General features: G+C 63.9%; 16 protein-coding genes. 9 read left to right on the plus strand and 7 right to left on the minus strand.

All coding sequences use genetic code 11. From position 1 onward, the window contains the following. The gene (locus ACZ1I5_RS07225) at positions 1–1056 is read left to right on the plus strand and encodes a 50S ribosomal protein L11 methyltransferase (RefSeq protein WP_465173028.1); all 1056 of its coding nucleotides are present in this window, start codon (positions 1–3) and stop codon (positions 1054–1056) included. A 9-nt stretch (positions 1057–1065) separates the two neighbouring features. On the opposite strand, the gene ACZ1I5_RS07230 is transcribed toward ACZ1I5_RS07225, so the two are convergent. From ACZ1I5_RS07230 to ACZ1I5_RS07250, 5 genes are all read right to left on the minus strand, one after another. Beyond that, positions 1066–2958, minus strand: a complete 1893-nt coding sequence (locus ACZ1I5_RS07230) for an asparagine synthase-related protein (protein WP_465173029.1) — start codon at positions 2956–2958, stop codon at positions 1066–1068. A 141-nt stretch (positions 2959–3099) separates the two neighbouring features. Continuing rightward, positions 3100–3249, minus strand: a complete 150-nt coding sequence (locus tag ACZ1I5_RS07235) for a hypothetical protein (RefSeq protein WP_465173030.1) — start codon at positions 3247–3249, stop codon at positions 3100–3102. Positions 3250–3382: 133 nt separating this feature from the next. Beyond that, the gene (locus ACZ1I5_RS07240; protein WP_465173031.1) at positions 3383–3646 is read right to left on the minus strand and encodes a PqqD family peptide modification chaperone; all 264 of its coding nucleotides are present in this window, start codon (positions 3644–3646) and stop codon (positions 3383–3385) included. Then, on the minus strand, positions 3646–4542 hold the full coding sequence (locus ACZ1I5_RS07245; protein ID WP_465173032.1) for a sulfotransferase domain-containing protein: 897 nt from the start codon (positions 4540–4542) through the stop codon (positions 3646–3648). The genes ACZ1I5_RS07240 and ACZ1I5_RS07245 overlap by 1 nt, the downstream gene beginning before the upstream one ends. Next, on the minus strand, positions 4539–5573 hold the full coding sequence (locus ACZ1I5_RS07250; RefSeq protein WP_465173033.1) for a hypothetical protein: 1035 nt from the start codon (positions 5571–5573) through the stop codon (positions 4539–4541). The genes ACZ1I5_RS07245 and ACZ1I5_RS07250 overlap by 4 nt, the downstream gene beginning before the upstream one ends. Positions 5574–5593: 20 nt before the next feature. Here ACZ1I5_RS07250 and ACZ1I5_RS07255 point away from each other — a divergent pair, with 20 nt between their 5' ends. The 4 genes from ACZ1I5_RS07255 to ACZ1I5_RS07270 all read left to right on the plus strand — a co-directional run bounded on the left by ACZ1I5_RS07255 (position 5594) and on the right by ACZ1I5_RS07270 (position 10422). Further along, positions 5594–6715: a peptidyl-alpha-hydroxyglycine alpha-amidating lyase family protein gene (locus ACZ1I5_RS07255; protein ID WP_465173034.1), complete on the plus strand. Its 1122-nt coding sequence runs from the start codon at positions 5594–5596 to the stop codon at positions 6713–6715. Further along, on the plus strand, positions 6675–7952 hold the full coding sequence (locus ACZ1I5_RS07260) for a cobalamin-independent methionine synthase II family protein (protein WP_465173035.1): 1278 nt from the start codon (positions 6675–6677) through the stop codon (positions 7950–7952). Before ACZ1I5_RS07255 ends, ACZ1I5_RS07260 begins: the two co-directional genes overlap by 41 nt. Positions 7953–8516: 564 nt before the next feature. Further along, the gene (locus tag ACZ1I5_RS07265; RefSeq protein WP_465173036.1) at positions 8517–9032 is read left to right on the plus strand and encodes a flavin reductase family protein; all 516 of its coding nucleotides are present in this window, start codon (positions 8517–8519) and stop codon (positions 9030–9032) included. Between the two features lie 76 nt (positions 9033–9108). Further along, complete coding sequence (locus ACZ1I5_RS07270; RefSeq protein ID WP_465173037.1) at positions 9109–10422, plus strand: hypothetical protein; 1314 nt, start codon at positions 9109–9111, stop codon at positions 10420–10422. Here ACZ1I5_RS07270 and ACZ1I5_RS07275 read toward each other — a convergent pair. Continuing rightward, positions 10419–11411, minus strand: a complete 993-nt coding sequence (locus ACZ1I5_RS07275) for an adenosine kinase (RefSeq protein ID WP_465173038.1) — start codon at positions 11409–11411, stop codon at positions 10419–10421. The genes ACZ1I5_RS07270 and ACZ1I5_RS07275 overlap by 4 nt on opposite strands. Positions 11412–11761: 350 nt before the next feature. Here ACZ1I5_RS07275 and ACZ1I5_RS07280 point away from each other — a divergent pair, with 350 nt between their 5' ends. Both ACZ1I5_RS07280 and ACZ1I5_RS07285 read left to right on the plus strand, forming a co-directional pair. Next, a complete protein-coding gene (locus ACZ1I5_RS07280) occupies positions 11762–12637 on the plus strand; it encodes an amidohydrolase family protein (protein ID WP_465173039.1) in 876 nt (291 codons plus the stop codon). Positions 12638–12703: 66 nt separating this feature from the next. Continuing rightward, entirely contained in the window at positions 12704–13171 is a 468-nt protein-coding gene (locus tag ACZ1I5_RS07285; RefSeq protein WP_465173040.1) for a YkgJ family cysteine cluster protein, read from the plus strand. 9 nt (positions 13172–13180) lie between these two features. On the opposite strand, the gene ACZ1I5_RS07290 is transcribed toward ACZ1I5_RS07285, so the two are convergent. After that, positions 13181–14530, minus strand: coding sequence for an MFS transporter (locus tag ACZ1I5_RS07290; protein WP_465173041.1), 1350 nt, complete (start codon positions 14528–14530; stop codon positions 13181–13183). Positions 14531–14721: 191 nt separating this feature from the next. On the opposite strand from ACZ1I5_RS07290, the gene ACZ1I5_RS07295 reads away from it, so the two are divergent. Both ACZ1I5_RS07295 and ACZ1I5_RS07300 read left to right on the plus strand, forming a co-directional pair. After that, a complete protein-coding gene (locus ACZ1I5_RS07295; protein WP_465173042.1) occupies positions 14722–15672 on the plus strand; it encodes an SMP-30/gluconolactonase/LRE family protein in 951 nt (316 codons plus the stop codon). Between the two features lie 165 nt (positions 15673–15837). Continuing rightward, positions 15838–16968, plus strand: coding sequence for a cobalamin-independent methionine synthase II family protein (locus tag ACZ1I5_RS07300; RefSeq protein ID WP_465173043.1), 1131 nt, complete (start codon positions 15838–15840; stop codon positions 16966–16968). Positions 16969–16975 lie beyond the last annotated feature (7 nt).

Genomic DNA, 16975 nt, shown 5'->3' on the forward strand with positions numbered 1-16975 from the left:
ATGGGAAATCGCGAGGACGGGCTGGCGGCATTGCTGTCCAAGGCGGAGGGCAACCCGGCGGCGATGATGCAGCTGGCGAACCTGATGCGCAAAACCGGTCAGGTCGAGCAGGCGGTTGCCTTGTGCCGCAGGACATTGGCGCTGGTGCCGGACGACGCGGAGCTGGCGGCACGCGCGCGCGCCCTGCTGAGTGGAGACGTGCCGAACTGGCACTTCACGATCGTGGCGGATGCGGCGCGCAACGCGGCGTATGACGCCGCGCTGCGCCGGGCGATCAGACCCGGCATGCGCGTGCTGGAAATCGGCACCGGCACCGGCATTCTCGCGATGATGGCGGCGCGCGCCGGTGCCGCCGAAGTGGTCAGCTGCGAAATGAATCCCATGGTCGCCCATGCCGCGCGCGGCATCGTCGACGCCAATGGCTATGGGGATGTGGTGCGCATCTTTTCCGGCCATTCGGACAAGCTCACCCTGGAGGAGCTGGGCGGGCACGCTGACCTTCTGGTGTCGGAGATCGTCAGCAACAATCTGCTGGGCGAGGATGTGCTGCCAGCGCATGAAAAGGCGATGCGCGACCTGATGAGGCCCGGGGCGCAGGCGATCCCCGCGCGCGGCCGGGTGCGCGTGGCGCTGACGGAGGATGTTCGTGGCGAGACCGGGCGGATGCACATGGTCGACGGCTTCGACCTGTCGCTCTTCAACGATCTGCGTGCGCCTGCTCGGGCGCGTTCGGTCGGCAGCGACCGGATAGAATTGCGCAGCGAGCCCAGCGATCTTTTCGACTTCGATCTCGGTTCCGGGAGCTTCTGTACGCCGGCGAGAGCCACGACAAATGTTCGCGCGGCGGGCGGGCGCGTCAACGGCGTCGCGCAATGGATCGCGCTCGATATGGACGACGACACGCAGTACGAGAACCGGCCCATGCCTGGCGCTACCTCCTGCTGGGACATGATGTTCCATGCCTTGCCGATGATCGACACCGCGCCTGGGCAGGCGATGACGATCGCCGGATCGCACGACCGTCACAATCTCGCGATCTGGATCGATCGGCCGTAGCGACGGCGGTTATTCGTTTCCGCGTTCGACCCAGCGGATGAACTGCCCGACATGGACGGCGCGATCCAGCGCCAGGCGGTAGGCCGGCATATGCTCCTCCGCCGCGCGCGTGTCGCCGGGCCAGCCGGCGATCAGCTGCTTCAGGCGCGGCATGTCCACCAGCCGGCTGGCCAGCGGGGAGGCCTCGAGCCGCTCGACGGCCGCTTCGATCAGCGGCCGGCGCGCATTCAGTGATTCGAACCAGTTGGGTGATTGCTCGCCCTTCCTGGTTTCCTCGAGAATCTCGCGCGGCAGGCGATCGGCAAACAGCTGGCGCGCATACCAGCGGGGCACGCCGTCGCGCAGGAACAGGGTTTCGGGAATGGTGAGGGAAAATTCTATCAGCTCGCGATCGCCATAGGGATCGCGCGTTTCGAGGCTGTTGCCCTGCATCGCGAGGTGATCGCGGGAAATCTGCAGCTGGTCGAAGATCTGATGCGCGCGCAGCTGGGCGCTGGTGCCGCGCGTGCTGTAGGTGGGATCGAACCCGTCGTCCCGCCATTGTCGGGGCAGGTCGAGCGACTGGGCGACATCGGGGTTGAGCAGGCTGAACCGGCTGACATCCTCCGGCTCGCGCCCGCGCAGGCGCTGGAAGACGCGGTGCAGGCCGGGCGGCAGCAGCGGGACCAGCCCCTGCCGCACCACGGTGCGCGGCAGGTTGTCACCGGCGCCTCGCGCCAGCGCGCGCGCCTGTCGCGCCAATTCCAGCCAGCGCCCTTGCCGCGCCAGTGACGACAGGCAAAACCGTCCATCCCAGCTGAACGTCAGATTGCCCATGGTCCCCGTCAGCGCCACACGGTGGCCGTGCCGGACGAGCGTGTCCTGGATGCCGCTGAACCAACCGAGATTGTCCACGTTGCGGCAGGGCATGGGCATGACGGTCTGGAAGAAGCGCGTGGGATCGGCCTGCATCGGATGGGCGGCCTGCGGCGCTACCAGCGTCAGGCGCAGCGCCGGATGCAGGCGCTCCAGCGCCCTGACCTTGTCGCTTTCGTCGAGGTACCGGTGGTCGCGCACCGACCGGTCGAGCCCCGGCGATGGAACCCCGCAATAGCAATCGAGCTCCGCCGACCCGAGGCGGGCGGCGGTGGCGGCCACCGCGCTGGAGTCGAAGCCGCCGCTGACGCAGATCGCCACGCGCGGGGTGTCGCGCAGAACGCGCGTCACCGCACGGTCCATCAATTCGCGCCCGCGCGCGACATAGTCTTCGTCGCGCGTGAAGGGCGGCGCTGCGTCAAGCCGTGGACTCCAGTACTGCCGCTGGGCAATGCCCCCGGGCGTGATGCTCACCACGGTGCGCGACGGCACCCGGTTGACGCCGCGATAGAATGTCGCCTCGCGCTCGCGGTGATTGAGCGCCAGGAAGTTTGCCAGCAGCCGCTCGTCGAGGTCGCATGGCACATCGGGCAAGGCCAGCAGCGTCCCCAGATGCGAGGCAAAGGCCACGAAGCCCTTGCCCGCATGGTAGAAAAGGGCGCGCCCGCCGGTGCAGTCGCGGGCAAGGGTCAGCGTTCGGTCGGCTTCATCCCAGTGCGCCATGGCAAACACGCCGAGCAGCAGCGCGAGCCCGGCGTCGCCGCGCTGCTCGAAGATCGCGCGCATGCAGGCCGCTTCGCCGCCGCGCGACGACACGCCGGCGGTAGCGGCGATATCGCCAAGATTGTCGAGCCGGCTGTCCGCCGCGAACAGCGCTCCTGTCCACGGCTCACCCGCTGATGCGACCTGAGCGAAAACGGCATGCGCCGCGCGCTGGAACTGCACTCGCCCGCGCTGTCGCTGGACCAGGGCAGAGGCGAGCGTCGCTTCCTGCCGGTCGGAGATGGATGCGCCGTCAAATCGAATCAGGCCGGCAAAGTTGGTCATGCAGGTTCCGGCAAGCCCCTAGCGCTGACCCGCAACGACACCCACCGCGGCGACCATGGTGAAGAGCCTGAAGTGCGTATGCCGGGCCTCGCACGACCTGGTCAGATTCGAAAAGCCCGACAGAGCAGTATTGCGGCGACCCTAGGAGCCGGAAGAGGCGTAAATATCACCGCCGCTATTGAATATCCCCTGCGTCTCCACGAACTCGGTGGTGACAGCATATGGCGTTTCCCATGGCGCGCGGGCGGGAACTTCGATCCTGCCTGCTTCTTCTTTTTCAACAGCCTGCATAATGCTCCTTATATCGCGTGTTCACGCAATCAGATCCAGCGGGCTGAAACAGATCGGCCAGACGAACCGCCATCGCCTGCCTTTTGTCGTGCCATCTTCGTACCATGCACATCCGGCCTGAACAACCGAGTAGTCAGCTACGCAACACCGCGCCCTGCCGGATCAGGGTGTCGAGAAAAGCCTGAGTCTCGGCACGGCAGATTTCGGGCGTCACGTCGAAATCCCGGACCAGTATCGCACACAGCGTTTCCAGCTCATGCGGCTCGGCCAGCAGGTCCCAGATTCGCGCGCCCATCGCATTGAGACCCACATAGGTGCCGGTCTCCACGCTCATCATCACGGTTTCGCCGTTCGCCTCGGCGCAGATCCATTCGCCTGGCTCGCGTGTCATCATCATCAGGATTGCCCGACCTTCCGGTGTGGCGGAGGAGAGTAGGTCAGGTCATAGCCGATGGTCGCCATCATCGGCCCGTGCGCCAATTCGATATCGCGCGTCTGGTGAGGGGTCAATTCGTCCCGCCACGCGCCAGCCTGGCCGCGTCTGAAGAAGGCGGTGGCGTTGCGTGCCGTCTCGCGAAACCCGGTTCGCGCCTCCAGCGCCTGCAGCGAGGCGAAATTCGCCATCCGGACGGCGCGCTCCACCTGGTCTTGTGTGACCGCACGTCCGGCGAACGCCATTGCGTCGCGCAGAATGCGCGCGGTGTCCTGCCGAAGATCTTCGAACCGGACCAGGTGCAGCGCGATGTCGCGCTGGCCCAGCCAGCCAGCGACATGATCGCTCCAGCGACCCAATTGCTGATACAGGTGGCGCGCCAGACCCACGGGCCTGTCGCCGAAGGCGGCGTCCGGACTGTCGAGAAACGCGATGGCCTCGTCAAGGCTGATCTGCTTGTGATCCGCCAGCGACGATACCACGTCGCGTGGATCGCGGACGATGAGAATGGCACCCTTCGCCCCGCGCGCGCCAGCGAGCAGTGGCTCGCCCTGCGGTGTGAGCGAATAGGCGTCGTGCGTCTTGACGAAGTGCGTCGCGAGCGGGGTGTCGTGATCGCCCATGTCAGGATCGGGGCGCTCGTGAATCCGCGGCCGCAGATATTCGATTTCGGCACGGGTCAGGATACCGGAATCGATCAAGGTCGCGTCCTCGAACGGCGCGCGTGCGCTGGCGATCGGTGTGCCCAGGCGATTGATGTCGAGCATATCGCCGGGTTCGAGATCGAGGCAGTGGATGAGGACCCGAAACCAGGTGTTGCCGGACTTGGGATAGGACGCCAGCCAGACCCGGTTGGTCACGCGAGCAGCCCGTGTTCGCGCCAATGCCGCTCCAGTCCGCCGACAATGTCCGAGATGCCCGCAAAGTCTTTCTGGCGGGTAAGCAGGAAGACGCCCGCACTTTTGGAGATTGCCATCGCGGACTGGAGATAAAGCGATTTCTGATTCATCGCCGCGACCAGGAAGGGGCGATAGGCATTCGCGATGATAGCGTGCGCGGCGTCCGCGATGTTGAGTCTTGCGATACCGCTCTGCCGCGACGGTTCCGCTTCACGGAGCATGTAAACGGCGCCGATCGGCAGGGTTTCGCCGATCGAGGATCGCGGCGTGACATAATGTTTGGACAGGCCGTTACGCACCGGAGCCCCAAGGCGGTCGGCCAACCCCAGCGCATCGGCGGCCTCTTGCCAGAGCTTCAGCTGCCGGCCGTCGCTGTGGGTGACCGGCACGTCCTCGCCATCGCGCCCGATGACGCTGATATCGTCGTTGAGCAGCGGATAGCCGATAGTGCCGAGTGCCGCCGCCATGGTGGACTTGCCCGCCCCGGACGCCCCGCAAAACAGCACGGCCTTTCCGCCGACATTGACCGCGCTGGCATGCAGCACGGTCTGCCGGCGCTGGTGCAGCAGAATGCCGAACACCGTCCCGGTCACGAAAACGGCGATGTCGGAAGTCCGTTCCTGATCGCAGGGTTCGAACATGATGTCGCGTCCCTCCAGCAGCAGGAAGCGCGCGACGCCGGGTACGCGCAACAGGAAATGATCCCCGGCGATCTCCCAGGTAGGACCGACAGCGTCGGCATGCGGCAATGTCTGCGGTACCGATCCGCGCCGGATATGAATATCCGCCGCGGACGCGCTTGCCGTCACGGGTGTCATTTGCGGTAACGGAAGATCGCTGCCAACCGTCAGCCCCGCAATCCTGAAATACTGCACGGCGGTCTTCTTTGCTGATCGGGGGGCGAACCCTTGTCGAATAGCGTGGGCGTGTCGCGGCGGATAGCCACGCTCATGCTGTGCATTGATTCTTCGAACGCGATACCGGGTCTGCAAGCCCCGATTGCTCTTGTCATATGGCATTCGCTATATACAAACGGCCTCTCAGCGATATATGTCAGCCTGGCTTAGGGGCGAACGGGCGTCTAGGTCCGGTTGGATATCCGATGGGGAGCGAAATGCCTTTAGTGGCCACCATGGCAGCACCCGCCTTCGACGTGGTCGCGGATTGGGAAAAGCTACCTCAGGGCATGTCGCATCGCGATGTCACTGGGGTCGCGGTGGATTCGCGGGACCGCGTCTATCTGTTTGCGCGCTTTCCGCACCGTATCATCGTATGCGAACGCGACGGCACCTTCATTCGCAGCTGGGGTGACGACATCTTTTCGATGGCGCATGGCCTGACGATCGGCCCGGATGATCGGGTCTATTGCGTCGACAATGGCGACCACAGCATCCGGGTCTTCACGCTCGGCGGCACGCCGATCATGACGTTGGGCGTGCCCGGTCGTGCTTCCGATACAGGATACGACCCCAAGCCACCCTATGAGGTCCATGCCTGCGAATGCATCCGCTACCCGGGCGGACCGTTCAATCGTTGCACCAACCTGGCGGTCTCCCCGAGTGGAGAGCTTTTCGTCGCGGACGGATACGGCAATTGCCGGGTGCACCGCTTCACTTCGGGCGGCGACCTTATTCAGTCCTGGGGCGAGATCGGTACGGGTCCCGGCGAATTCCATCTGCCGCATGGCATTGCTTGCGACGCAGATGGTCGCGTGCTGGTCTGCGACCGCGAGAACGACCGAATCCAGATCTTTTCGCCCGACGGCGCGTATCTCGATCAGTGGACCGATATCCAGCGGCCGTGCGACCTCGCCATCGATTCCGAGGGTCTCGTCTATGTCGCCGAACTCTGGCGGCCCAAGGGGAAAAAAAGCTTCGTTCACGGCGAAATGCAGGAAGATCATCCGGGCCGCGTGAGCGTCCTTGCCCCCGATGGTCGCGTCCTTGATCGCTGGGGTGGTTCGTCCCAGGCGCGTCACACGCCGGGCAATTTCATCGCGCCGCACGGCATTGCCGTCGATAGCCACGGCGACGTCTATGTCGCGGAAGTGCCCTATAGTTTCGCCATCCGTCCAGGCTGGATTCCAGAGGCTTATGGCGACCACCAGATCCAGAAATTCGTCCGCCGGAAATGATCCGGCGAGACCGCCAAAGGAGAGATGTAAAATGCGGCGTTCCACCGATCATATCCTGACGACTCATGGCGGCAATCTGCCGCGCCCGGCTGACCTGGACGCCTTGCTCGCAGATGCCGACGCCAATCGGGCCGCGATCCAGACACGGCTGCCGGTGGCCGTGCGCGAAGTCGTCGAGAAGCAGATCGAATGCGGCGTCGATATCATCAATGACGGTGAATATGTGAAGGCCGCCAACATGGGCAGCTACACCAGCTACATCGCCGCGCGCGTGACCGGCTGGGAGACACTCCCGCGCGACGCTGATACGCCCTCGAAGCGCGCCGGCCCGGGCGAGCGTGACCGGCTCGACTTTCCGGGTTTCTACGAGTCCGGCCTGTGGTTCGCCGGCGCCGGCGGGCCGGTCCGTCCCGGTTTCATGACGCCCGGCAACAAGCCGCAAAAACCGACCAAGGAAAAGGTCTGCACCGGCCCCCTGACTTATATCGGCCATGCCGAGATCGCGAAGGACATCGACGCGCTCAAGAGCGGACTCGCAGGCAAAAGCGATGTCGATGGCTTCATCGCGGCATTGGGGCCGCTCAGCGCCGGCGCCGGCGCGCGAAACGCCCATTACCGCGATGAGCGTGACTATATGATGGCGGTCGCCGAAGCGATGCGCCAGGAGTATAAGGCAGTCACCGATGCAGGGCTGATCGTCCAGATCGATGAGCCGGAATTCGCGACAAGCTGGATGTTCTACCCGGAATGGTCGGTCGAGCAGTATCGCGACTATCTCGAATTCGCGGTTGAAGTGATCAACCACGCGCTCGAAGGTCTGCCGGAGGAGCAGGTTCGCTTTCATATGTGCTGGGGCAGTGGTCATCGCCCACATGTCCATGACATCGAATTCAAGAATATCGTCGATCTCATGCTCAAGGTGAACGCCCAGTGTTACACCTTCGAAGCCAGCAACGTCCGACATGCGCATGAATGGCGCGTCTGGGAGGATGTCAAACTTCCCACGGGCAAGATCATCTGCCCCGGCGTGGTCGGTCATATGACCGATCTCGTCGAGCATCCCGAACTCGTCGCCGAGCGGCTGGTCAATGTCGCCAAGCTCGTCGGCATGGAGAATATTCAGGGCGGCACCGACTGCGGAATCGGCTCGCGCGTCGGGCATCCCGAGGTCGTGTGGGCGAAGCTGTCCGCGATGGCCGAGGGCGCTGCGATCGCGACAAAGAAGCTCAAGGGTTGAGACAATCACGGTGCGGCAGGGCTTGCCGCACCGCCCGACCCCAGGCGGGAGAACCGCACGCCGGATGCGACGACGTTTCGGCCTGAAATCAGGCCGAATCAAATCCGATACGCCATGTTCTCACGCACGAGACTGACAAGATAGAGATGGCCTTGCTCGGCGGCATATCCGCGGTCGTGGAGGGGGCCGGCCATCCCGTGAAGGGCTTTGGCCATTGCGCAATCATGTGTCGGCATCTCGCCGGCACATGGCATAAGCCAGCCAAGTTAGTGAAGTTTCGTCACTTTTCATGCTTCGGCGGTATCAATCGTTCGAGCACAAAGAATTGGACGCAGGGTGTCCAGGGCAACACTCTGCTAGTCAAATCATAGTCAAAAACGATGAATGGAGAGCGATGCAGGTCGCAAGCTTTGGTCGCGCCGCGATAGGCCGACCTGCCCTGATTCACGCCAGAGGTGCGGCGCAGCGTCTCGCCAAGGCTGCACCCCGGTCGCGGGAGGTGCTGTGCGCAATGTCGCATGAGCCATCCGCGCCGTGCATTGTCGGCGGGAGAGGGCAGCGCGCATGATCGAGCTGGGAATGGCCGCGTCGGCACCGCTGAATGCCGTTGAGCAGCTGCGAAACGGGCTTCGCAGGCTGGGTAAAGCCGCCGCGGTGGTGACATGCTGGCACGAGGGGAAGCGCTGGGCGGTGAGCGCGACCGCGGTGAGCGAACTCAGCATGGATCCGCCGTTGCTGCTCATTTGCGTCGACAGAAGTGCTGGCCTTTGTGCGCCGCTCGTGGCGGGACTTAATTTCTGCGTCAACATCCTGCGTGCCGATCAACGCAGCGTGTCGCTGGCATGCGGTGGCGACGCTGAAGGCGAGGCGCGGTTCAGCGAGGGGCAATGGGGCTCGGGAGCGTGCGGGTCGCCTTATCTGCGCGAGGCGCAGGCCAATTTCTTCTGCGAATACGAAACCCATTTCGATTTTGGCAGCCACGCCGTCGTCATCGGCGCGGTGCGAGAAGCGGACTCGTGGGGCGAGCCTGATCCGCTGATTTATGTCGATGGCGACTATGCAGGCGTGGTCAGGTTTTGATCGGGCAGCACAGAATATAATGGACGATACCCAAGCCCTTCTCGTGCAAATCGAGCACGCCTGCCGGCGCCTGAAGATGGCGCAGTCGACTTTCGGTCGGCTGGCCGTCAACGACGGCAAACTGGTCTCCCGGCTGCAGGAGGGTGGCCGCGTAACCGTCCAGACGGTGGAGCGCGTGCATCGTTTCATCGAAAATCAGAACGGCGCTTCGGCAAGCGCGTTGCGCGCGGGGATCAAGGGCCTTCGCGCCGAGGTCCGGCCCGAGCACAATTTTCGTTTCTATGACAACCGCCAGAAATATCTGATGTTCGTCAACACGACGAACGAGAAACAGATCATCGCGGATCGCGCGGTCCGCGAGCTTTCGGATACCCAGCCCGTTCCACCCGCCATCCGCCTGTTCGACGGTGGCGCGGGCGACGGCACCGCCCTGGCGCGCATGCTGCGCGGGCTTCATCGCCGTCATCCCTGGGTACCCTTTTATGTCGTCGCCAAGGAGATCAGCATGGAGAATATCCGTCTGACTCTCGAGAAGATGCCCGATCGGCTGCGCGAGCATCCCGGCACCGTCCTGGTGCTCACCAACCTAAAATATGCCGAAGCGCCGACGCTCCAGCCCGACACGCCTGCCGGCGCGAGCGCGATGGTGTGGCACGAAGTCGGCCTGGATGGAACGTCGGCGGGCCAGTTCGAAGAGCAGATCCAGCAGCTCGATCCGTTTCTCGCCAGGCACTGGCAGGCGAGCATCGCGCCGAGCGGCAATCCGATGTACAAGACGCCGACGGTGCTCGTGCTGTATCGGAGCGATCATCATTTCATGCTCGATCCGATCATCCCGCGCCGCGGCTATGCCCAGGCCGATTTCGATTTCGTGCTCCTGTCGCAGCCCTATCGCGCCCACGCGCCGCTTGAATTCAAGACCTCGCGGGTGGTGACGCCCCTGGTCAAGGCGCTTCGCGCGAATGGTAGACTGATGGGAGTCCATAGCCACGGCAACGATCCCGGGCTGGAGATCATCCGCGCGATCTGGCCGAACGAGAATCCGTTCCAGACCAGCCGCCAGGCGATCATGGATGCGGTCAGAAGCGAATTGGGTTCTTCGGCGCGCGACTATCATTTCCAGGCATTGTCCGATGAGGAGGCGCTATTTCGCTACGACATCCGGACGCTGCCGACCGAGATCGACGAGCACACGCCGATCGGCAGCTCGACCTTGTTCGCGGCGTGGAACGCGGCCAGTTACGTTGCTCAGATCGAGGACGGGCGGTTCGCCAAGGCGATCTCCAACGACCAGTATCTCGAGGCGACGCGTGAAGTGCTGCAGCGCCACCAGGGACTGTGGTTCAACGACGAGATCTATCTGATCTCGCGCCGCGCGCGGCTCAACTAGGCGGTGTTGGCCGACAGGAACGCCTTCAGGTCGGCCTGCGGCCTCGCGCCGACATGCCCGATGACTTCAGCGGCGGCCGCACAGCCGAGGCGCCCGCATTCTTCAAGCGCCAGTCCGTGGCTGAGGCCGTACAGGACGCCTGCCGCATAGAGATCGCCCGCGCCGGTCGTGTCCACGACGGTGGCCACGCCCGCTGCCGGGACCTCGACCATGCCGTTCCCATCGATCAGCAATGCCCCGGCAGCGCCCCGGGTTACCGTGACGATCTCGACATGCCGCGCGGCAATGCGCGCAGCCGAGACGACGTCGTCGACGCCATAAAGCGCGCGAATTTCATCCTCATTGGCGAACAGGATGTCGATATGGCCATCGATCAGGTCGAGAAACTCGTCGCGGTGGCGATGGACGCAGAAGCTGTCGGAGATGGTCAGCGCTACCTTGCGGCCCGCAGCGCGGGCGAGCGATGCCGCCTTGCGGAACGCGGCCTTGGCCGGCGGCTGATCGAACAGATAGCCTTCCAGATAGATTATCCCAGCCGAGGTGACGAGCACCGGGTCGATATCGTCTTCGTCCAGCCCGACACAGGCGCCGAGAAAGGTGTTCATCGTCCGCTCGGCGTCGGGCGTCACCAGAACCAGGCACCGCGCCGTCGCAGGACCGCTGGTGGTTGCTGGAGTGGCAAACCGTACGCCGAGCGCACCAAGATCGTGGCGGTAAATGTCGCCGAGCGCATCGTCGCGCACCTTGCCGATAAAGGCACCGGTTCCGCCAAACGCTGCCACGCCGGCAATGGTATTGCCCCCCGAGCCACCCGAGATTTCGATGCCCGGGCCCATCGCTGCGTAGAGGCGTTCAGCACTGTCTTCGTCGATGAGCGCCATGCTGCCCTTCGCCATCCCTTGCTGGTCGAGGAACGCATCGCGGGCATTTGCAATGACGTCGACGATCGCGTTGCCGATGGCGAGGACGTGATATTGGGGAGGCTGCATTCTTGTCTCCTGGACAGACGAAACAGGGCATGAAGGCGCTGGATAAAGTCGATGATCGTTATATAAAGACGAACGGCGTTCAACAAGGCGCATGTGGAGACGGGGAGGGCGATGACTGGTTTGAGCGGATCACAAGGGGAGGGCGCATCGTGCCCGTTCTGTGGCGCCGCGTGGAGCGATGCGATGCTGGCCCAGTTCGACCGCTTCTCCATTCCGTCGAGCTGCGCGTGCTGCGGCGGTGCGCCCGCGCTTCATTCCACCTCCGTCCCACTGCCTGTCGAAGACCTGTGCTGCACGGCATGCGGCCGGGCGATCTACCGCGGGTTCGCCGCCAATGAAGGGTCCGTTTCTTGAAAAGCGCAGACTTCGACATCATCGATGCCCAGATCCACCAGCCCGCGCCCCCGGTGCCGTTCGGCGACGATATGCCCGAGGGAGCGAAGCTGGCCGTCAATGTCGAATTGGCGCGCGAGGCGATGGACAGCACGGGCGTCGACGCGACATTGGTGGTCGCGGCCCTGCCCTATATCCAAGCCTGCGTGGCACGCTACCCCGGGCGATTCATCGGGGTGGAGACGTTCAGCGCGACGGGTTCGGATCTGGCTGCCGCCGTCGAGCGCGCACGCGGCGACAAGAGGCTGGCGGCGGGCCGACTGCTCGTTTCGGATTTCCGGACGACCGACTTGTCCGGCGCCTTCGCCAGCGGCGCCATGGATCCGGGCTTCGCGGCGGCCGAAGCGGTGGGGTTGCCGCTTTTCCTGTCCACGCACGGCCAGTCCGCGGCGATGCGCCCGGTGATCGAGCGGCATCCCGATTTGACGATCATCATCGATCACCTTGGCCTCAGTCAGCATCCGGTGTCGCCCCCCAGGGACGATCCCTGGGACCGCATCGATGATCTCCTTGCCCTTGCCGAGTTCGACAACGTATCGGTGAAACTGTGCGGCCTGCCGTTGCTGTCGGACCAGGCCTATCCATTCGCCGATGTGTGGCAAAATCTCCACCGGGTGATCTCCGCGTTCGGCCCCGAGCGGCTGATGTGGGCGAGCGATTACACGCGACTGCGCATGGCAAGGGCCGGCGGTCCGTTGCGTAACCGTGGTTGCCTGTACAGCGAGAGCCGGGACATGCTGCTCCACAGCGGCGAGATCGATCGAGAAGCGAAGGCCGCGATCTTCGGTGGCACAGTCAAGCGCGTGCTGGGATGGCATCCGGCAGCCGAGTGATGCCGCGCAATTGCCCCATGCGCGTGCCAGGGCGGCCGGCGCATGCGCGGTTGTCGGGGAGGGGTCATGAGCGAGGCGCGTGATCAGAACGCCATTCCTTGCGACGGCTGCACGGAGTGCTGCAAGACCGAGCAGGTGATCTTGCGCCCCGAAGCAGGCGATGATCTTTCGACATTCGACTTCGAATATATCGGCAGCGCGCTCTATCCCGGGCAGCGGGTGCCCGCGCTCAAACGCGATCCGCGCACCGGGAATTGCGTCTATCTGCAGGCCCAGGGCTGCGCGATTCATGACCGCGCCCCTGCGATTTGCCGGCGCTTCCATTGTGCCCGGACATTCAAGGCACTCGGGCGCATGTCGCGCGCCAAGCGCGATGCCTTATGGGCGCGCGGCGACGTGCTGGAGGAAAAGATCGTCGAGCGCGGTCGCGACCGCTATCGGTTGGCGCAGGCGCTCGGGCTGGACGACGCACTTGACGTCGAGATGCAGATCGCCGCCTTCGAGGCGCTGGCCAGCGCGCCCCGTCCGAGGTGAGCAACGAACCTAGTGCGCAGCGGCATGCCTGCCCGGGCTGAGCGGGTAGATCGTCAGCAGAATCCAGATGACCACTCCAGCCAGAGCCAGCGGCGCGGCCAGGAGGAAGAAATATCCAATGGCGCCGAGCTCATGCTCCAGCGCCAGCGCGCCGTACATCGGCCCGACAATCGAGGCGGCGCGACCCGCGCCATAGGCCCAGCCGACGCCGGTGGCACGATTGCGGGTGGGATAGAGTGTCGACGCAATCGAGGCGAGGCCGGCATGCGCGGCGTGCTGGGCGAGCGCGTTGAGGGCCAAGGCTGCGAACATGCCCCAGCCTGGCGCGAACAATCCCATGCCGATCGCTGCACCGGCCGCGACGATGAAATAGGATGGGACGATCGCCTTGAAACCGAACCTGTCGATCATGAGGCCGATCGTCAGCATGCCGGCCGCGCCGAAGCCGGTGCCGATCGCGGTGGTGAGGCCGACCTGGCCCCAGCCCAGGCCAATGATGTCGTGGAACACTGTGGTCTTCCAGACGGCTGCGCTGATGAAGCCGAAGCTGCTCACGAAGCTCAGCCAGAGCAGCACCGTGGGCAGCGCGAGGCCCGGCTTGAACAGGTCACGGACCAATCTCAAGCTGCTCGCGCGCCTTTCCTGCGCGGCGGGCCGCGCCAATATCACCGGTTCGCCTTCGTTCTCCGGCATCAGGGCAGTGACGATTGCCTGCAGTCGGGGGTCGTCCGGATTGCGCGCCGCGAGAAACTTGGGCGATTCGGGCAGGTACAGATAGATCAGCGGGAGCAGCAACAGCGGCATCCCGGTGCCGATCCAGAAAGCGATATGCCAACCATAGGGCTCCAGCAGGAATGCCTGCATCGCTGAGCCTAGCAGCGCGCCCGGCATCGAGCCGGCGAGCACGACGGTCACCATCGTCGCGCGTTGGCGCGCCGGCGCCAGCTCCGAGGCGAGGGCGACCATATTGGCAATCACCGAGCTCGCGAACATGCCGGTCAACAGCCGGCAAACGGCAAGTGCCCAAATACTGTCGGTGAAGATCGTCACGAAGCAGCTTGCCGCCACGGCGAGGAGACACAGCATCAGCAGCCGTCGGCGCCCGATCTGATCAGCGAACGGCGCGATCAGAAAGGCGCCGAGCACCATGCCGACCTGCTGCATCGACAACACCCAGGTGAGCGCCGTCCGCGCGACGCCGAACTGGTCGGATATCTTGGGAAGCACCCAACTCAGCACGCCGAGATCGAAGCCGTCGACCAGCATCGCGAGCGCGCCGATTACCATCACGCGCACGTGGAAGGGACGGAACTTTACGCCATCGAGGAACGCGTCGATTCCAATCGTCGGTCGGTCCACGCGCGGCCCCCTCATGCTTTATCCGGCCGGCCTCGACGGGCGACCTTTGGCAATCATAAGAATATAAGCCTGGCTGTCTGTCAACGGTTCAAACCTCTTTCATGCTATCAGTGACGCTGTTATAAGACAGGCTGTCATAATAAATCGTGTTCACGGCGCCAGACCGTGAAGCGGGGAGAGGAAAAAGGGCGATGCCTGTCGAACGACTCGATCCGCGGCTCGACCTTATCGTGGCACGCGATGCCGAATGGGAGGAACTCGGCAGCGGCTTCGGCGGACCCACGGGACCGGCCGAGGGCCCGGTATGGATCGCCGCCACCGACTCCGGCGGGGGGTATCTGCTGTTCAGCGACATCCACAACAGCCGCCGGATGCGTTGGCATCCCCGGGATGGCATCACGACCGACAAGGAAGGCACCGAGAACGGCAACGGCCAGACGCTCGATCGCGAGGGCAGGCTGGTCGTATGCCATCATTTCAGCCGTTGCGTCGATCGCGAGGAAGCCGATGGCAGCATCACGGTGATCGCCGATCGCTATCGCGGCATGAAGCTGAACCGGCCGAACGACGTGGTGGTGAAATCCGATGGTGCGATCTATTTTACCGATCCGCCGCCCAAGGTTCCGTTTACACCGGCCGACCATCCACCCGAAATCGATTGTGCCGGCGTCTACCGAGTCTCGCCGGACGGAGCGCGGATCAACATGGTCGTGCGTGACCTCGTCAATCCCAACGGGCTGTGCTTCTCGCCCGATGAGAAAATCCTCTACGTCAACGACAGCAACCAGCACCGCAAGCTGATCATGGCGTATGATGTCGAGGCCGACGGCATGCTGGACCTCGGCAGCGCGCGGCTGTTCTGCGACATGCGCGCGGACACCCGCGTAGGTGGCCCGGACGGGATGAAAGTGGATGTCCTGGGCAATGTCTATTGCACCGGCCCTGGCGGCATCTGGATCCTCGATGTCGCGGGCAAGCATCTCGGCACGATCGCGATGGAGGGCCGCGTCTCCAACATGAACTGGGGCGATCAGGACTGGTGCACGCTTTATTTCACCGGCGCCCGATCGCTCAACCGCATCCGCCTCGAAATACCCGGCGTTCCCGTCCCGCGCGGCGCTATTGTCCCGACATCCGGTTAGAGCATGCCGCCAATATTGCCGCGCACACGGGCCACATAGCCCGATCGCCAGAATTTCTACCCTTCGCTCAACGAGATAGGACAGGATATGAAACGCAGCACAGACCGCATTCTGACAACGCATGTCGGTAGCCTGATCCGTCCGCTCGATGTGCTTCAGGGCATGATGGCCAAGGTGCTGGGCGAGCCGGTCGACGAGGCGCAGTTTCAGCAGAGCGTCAGGCAGGGCGTCATCGACGTTGTAGCAAAACAGGCCGAAATCGGGATCGATATTCCAAGCGACGGCGAAATCTCCAAGCCCAGTTTCCACAATTACGTCGTGGAGCGCCTGGGTGGCCTGGAGAAAATACCTCCGGAAACCCGCGGCGCCTATTACACCCAGCTCACTGAAAAATTTCCCGGCTTCATGAAACAGTACAATGCCATGTACAAAACCATGTGGATGCCGCCGGAACTCGACGCGGACAAGGTAAGGAAGGCGGGCGACACGCCTCCCGCGCGCGTTCGCGTCGCCGCGCCGATCACCTATATCGGCCAGGGCGCGCTCCAGACCGACATCGAGAATTACAAGGCAGCGCTCGCGGGCAAGGACTTTGTCGAGGCCTTCATGCCGTCTGCCACGCCAGCGCGCGACGATGCCGATGCAGGCACGGTTTATCCCACTGTGTCGGCCTATCTCTATGCACTCGCCGACGCGATGCATGTCGAATATCAGGCGATCGTCGATGCTGGCTTCGTGGTGCAGCTGGACCTTGGTCTGCCGTCGCGAAATCAGGTACTGCCGGGCAATCCCAATCCGACCCTGGAAGATCTTCGTCGCGCCTCGGAAATGCAGGTCGAGGCCTATAACCACGCATTACGCGGCATCCCGGAGGATCGCGTGCGCTATCACATGTGCTGGGGCAGCATGAACACGCCGCACACGACCGACGTGCCCCTGCGGGAGGTCGTCGACCTCATTCTCAAGATCAAGGCACAGGCTTATGTGATCGAGGGTGCCAATCCGCGGCACGAGCATGAATGGATGGTCTGGAAGGACGTCAAGCTGCCGGACGGCAAGATCCTGGTTCCGGGTGTCATCAGCCATCAGACCAATGTCGTCGAACATCCCGAGCTCGTCGCGTGGCGCATCGCCAACTATGCCGGGATAGTGGGCCGCGAGAATGTGATTGCCGGGACCGATTGTGGCTTCTCCCAGGGCTGGAACATGGCGCGTGTCCACCCCGAGGTGCAATGGGCCAAGCTGAGCGCGCTGGTCGAGGGCGCGGCGCTGGCGTCGACGCAACTCTGGAAATGAGCCTGGG

It is taken from the genome of Sphingomonas sp. BL-S-30 (assembly GCF_055521475.1).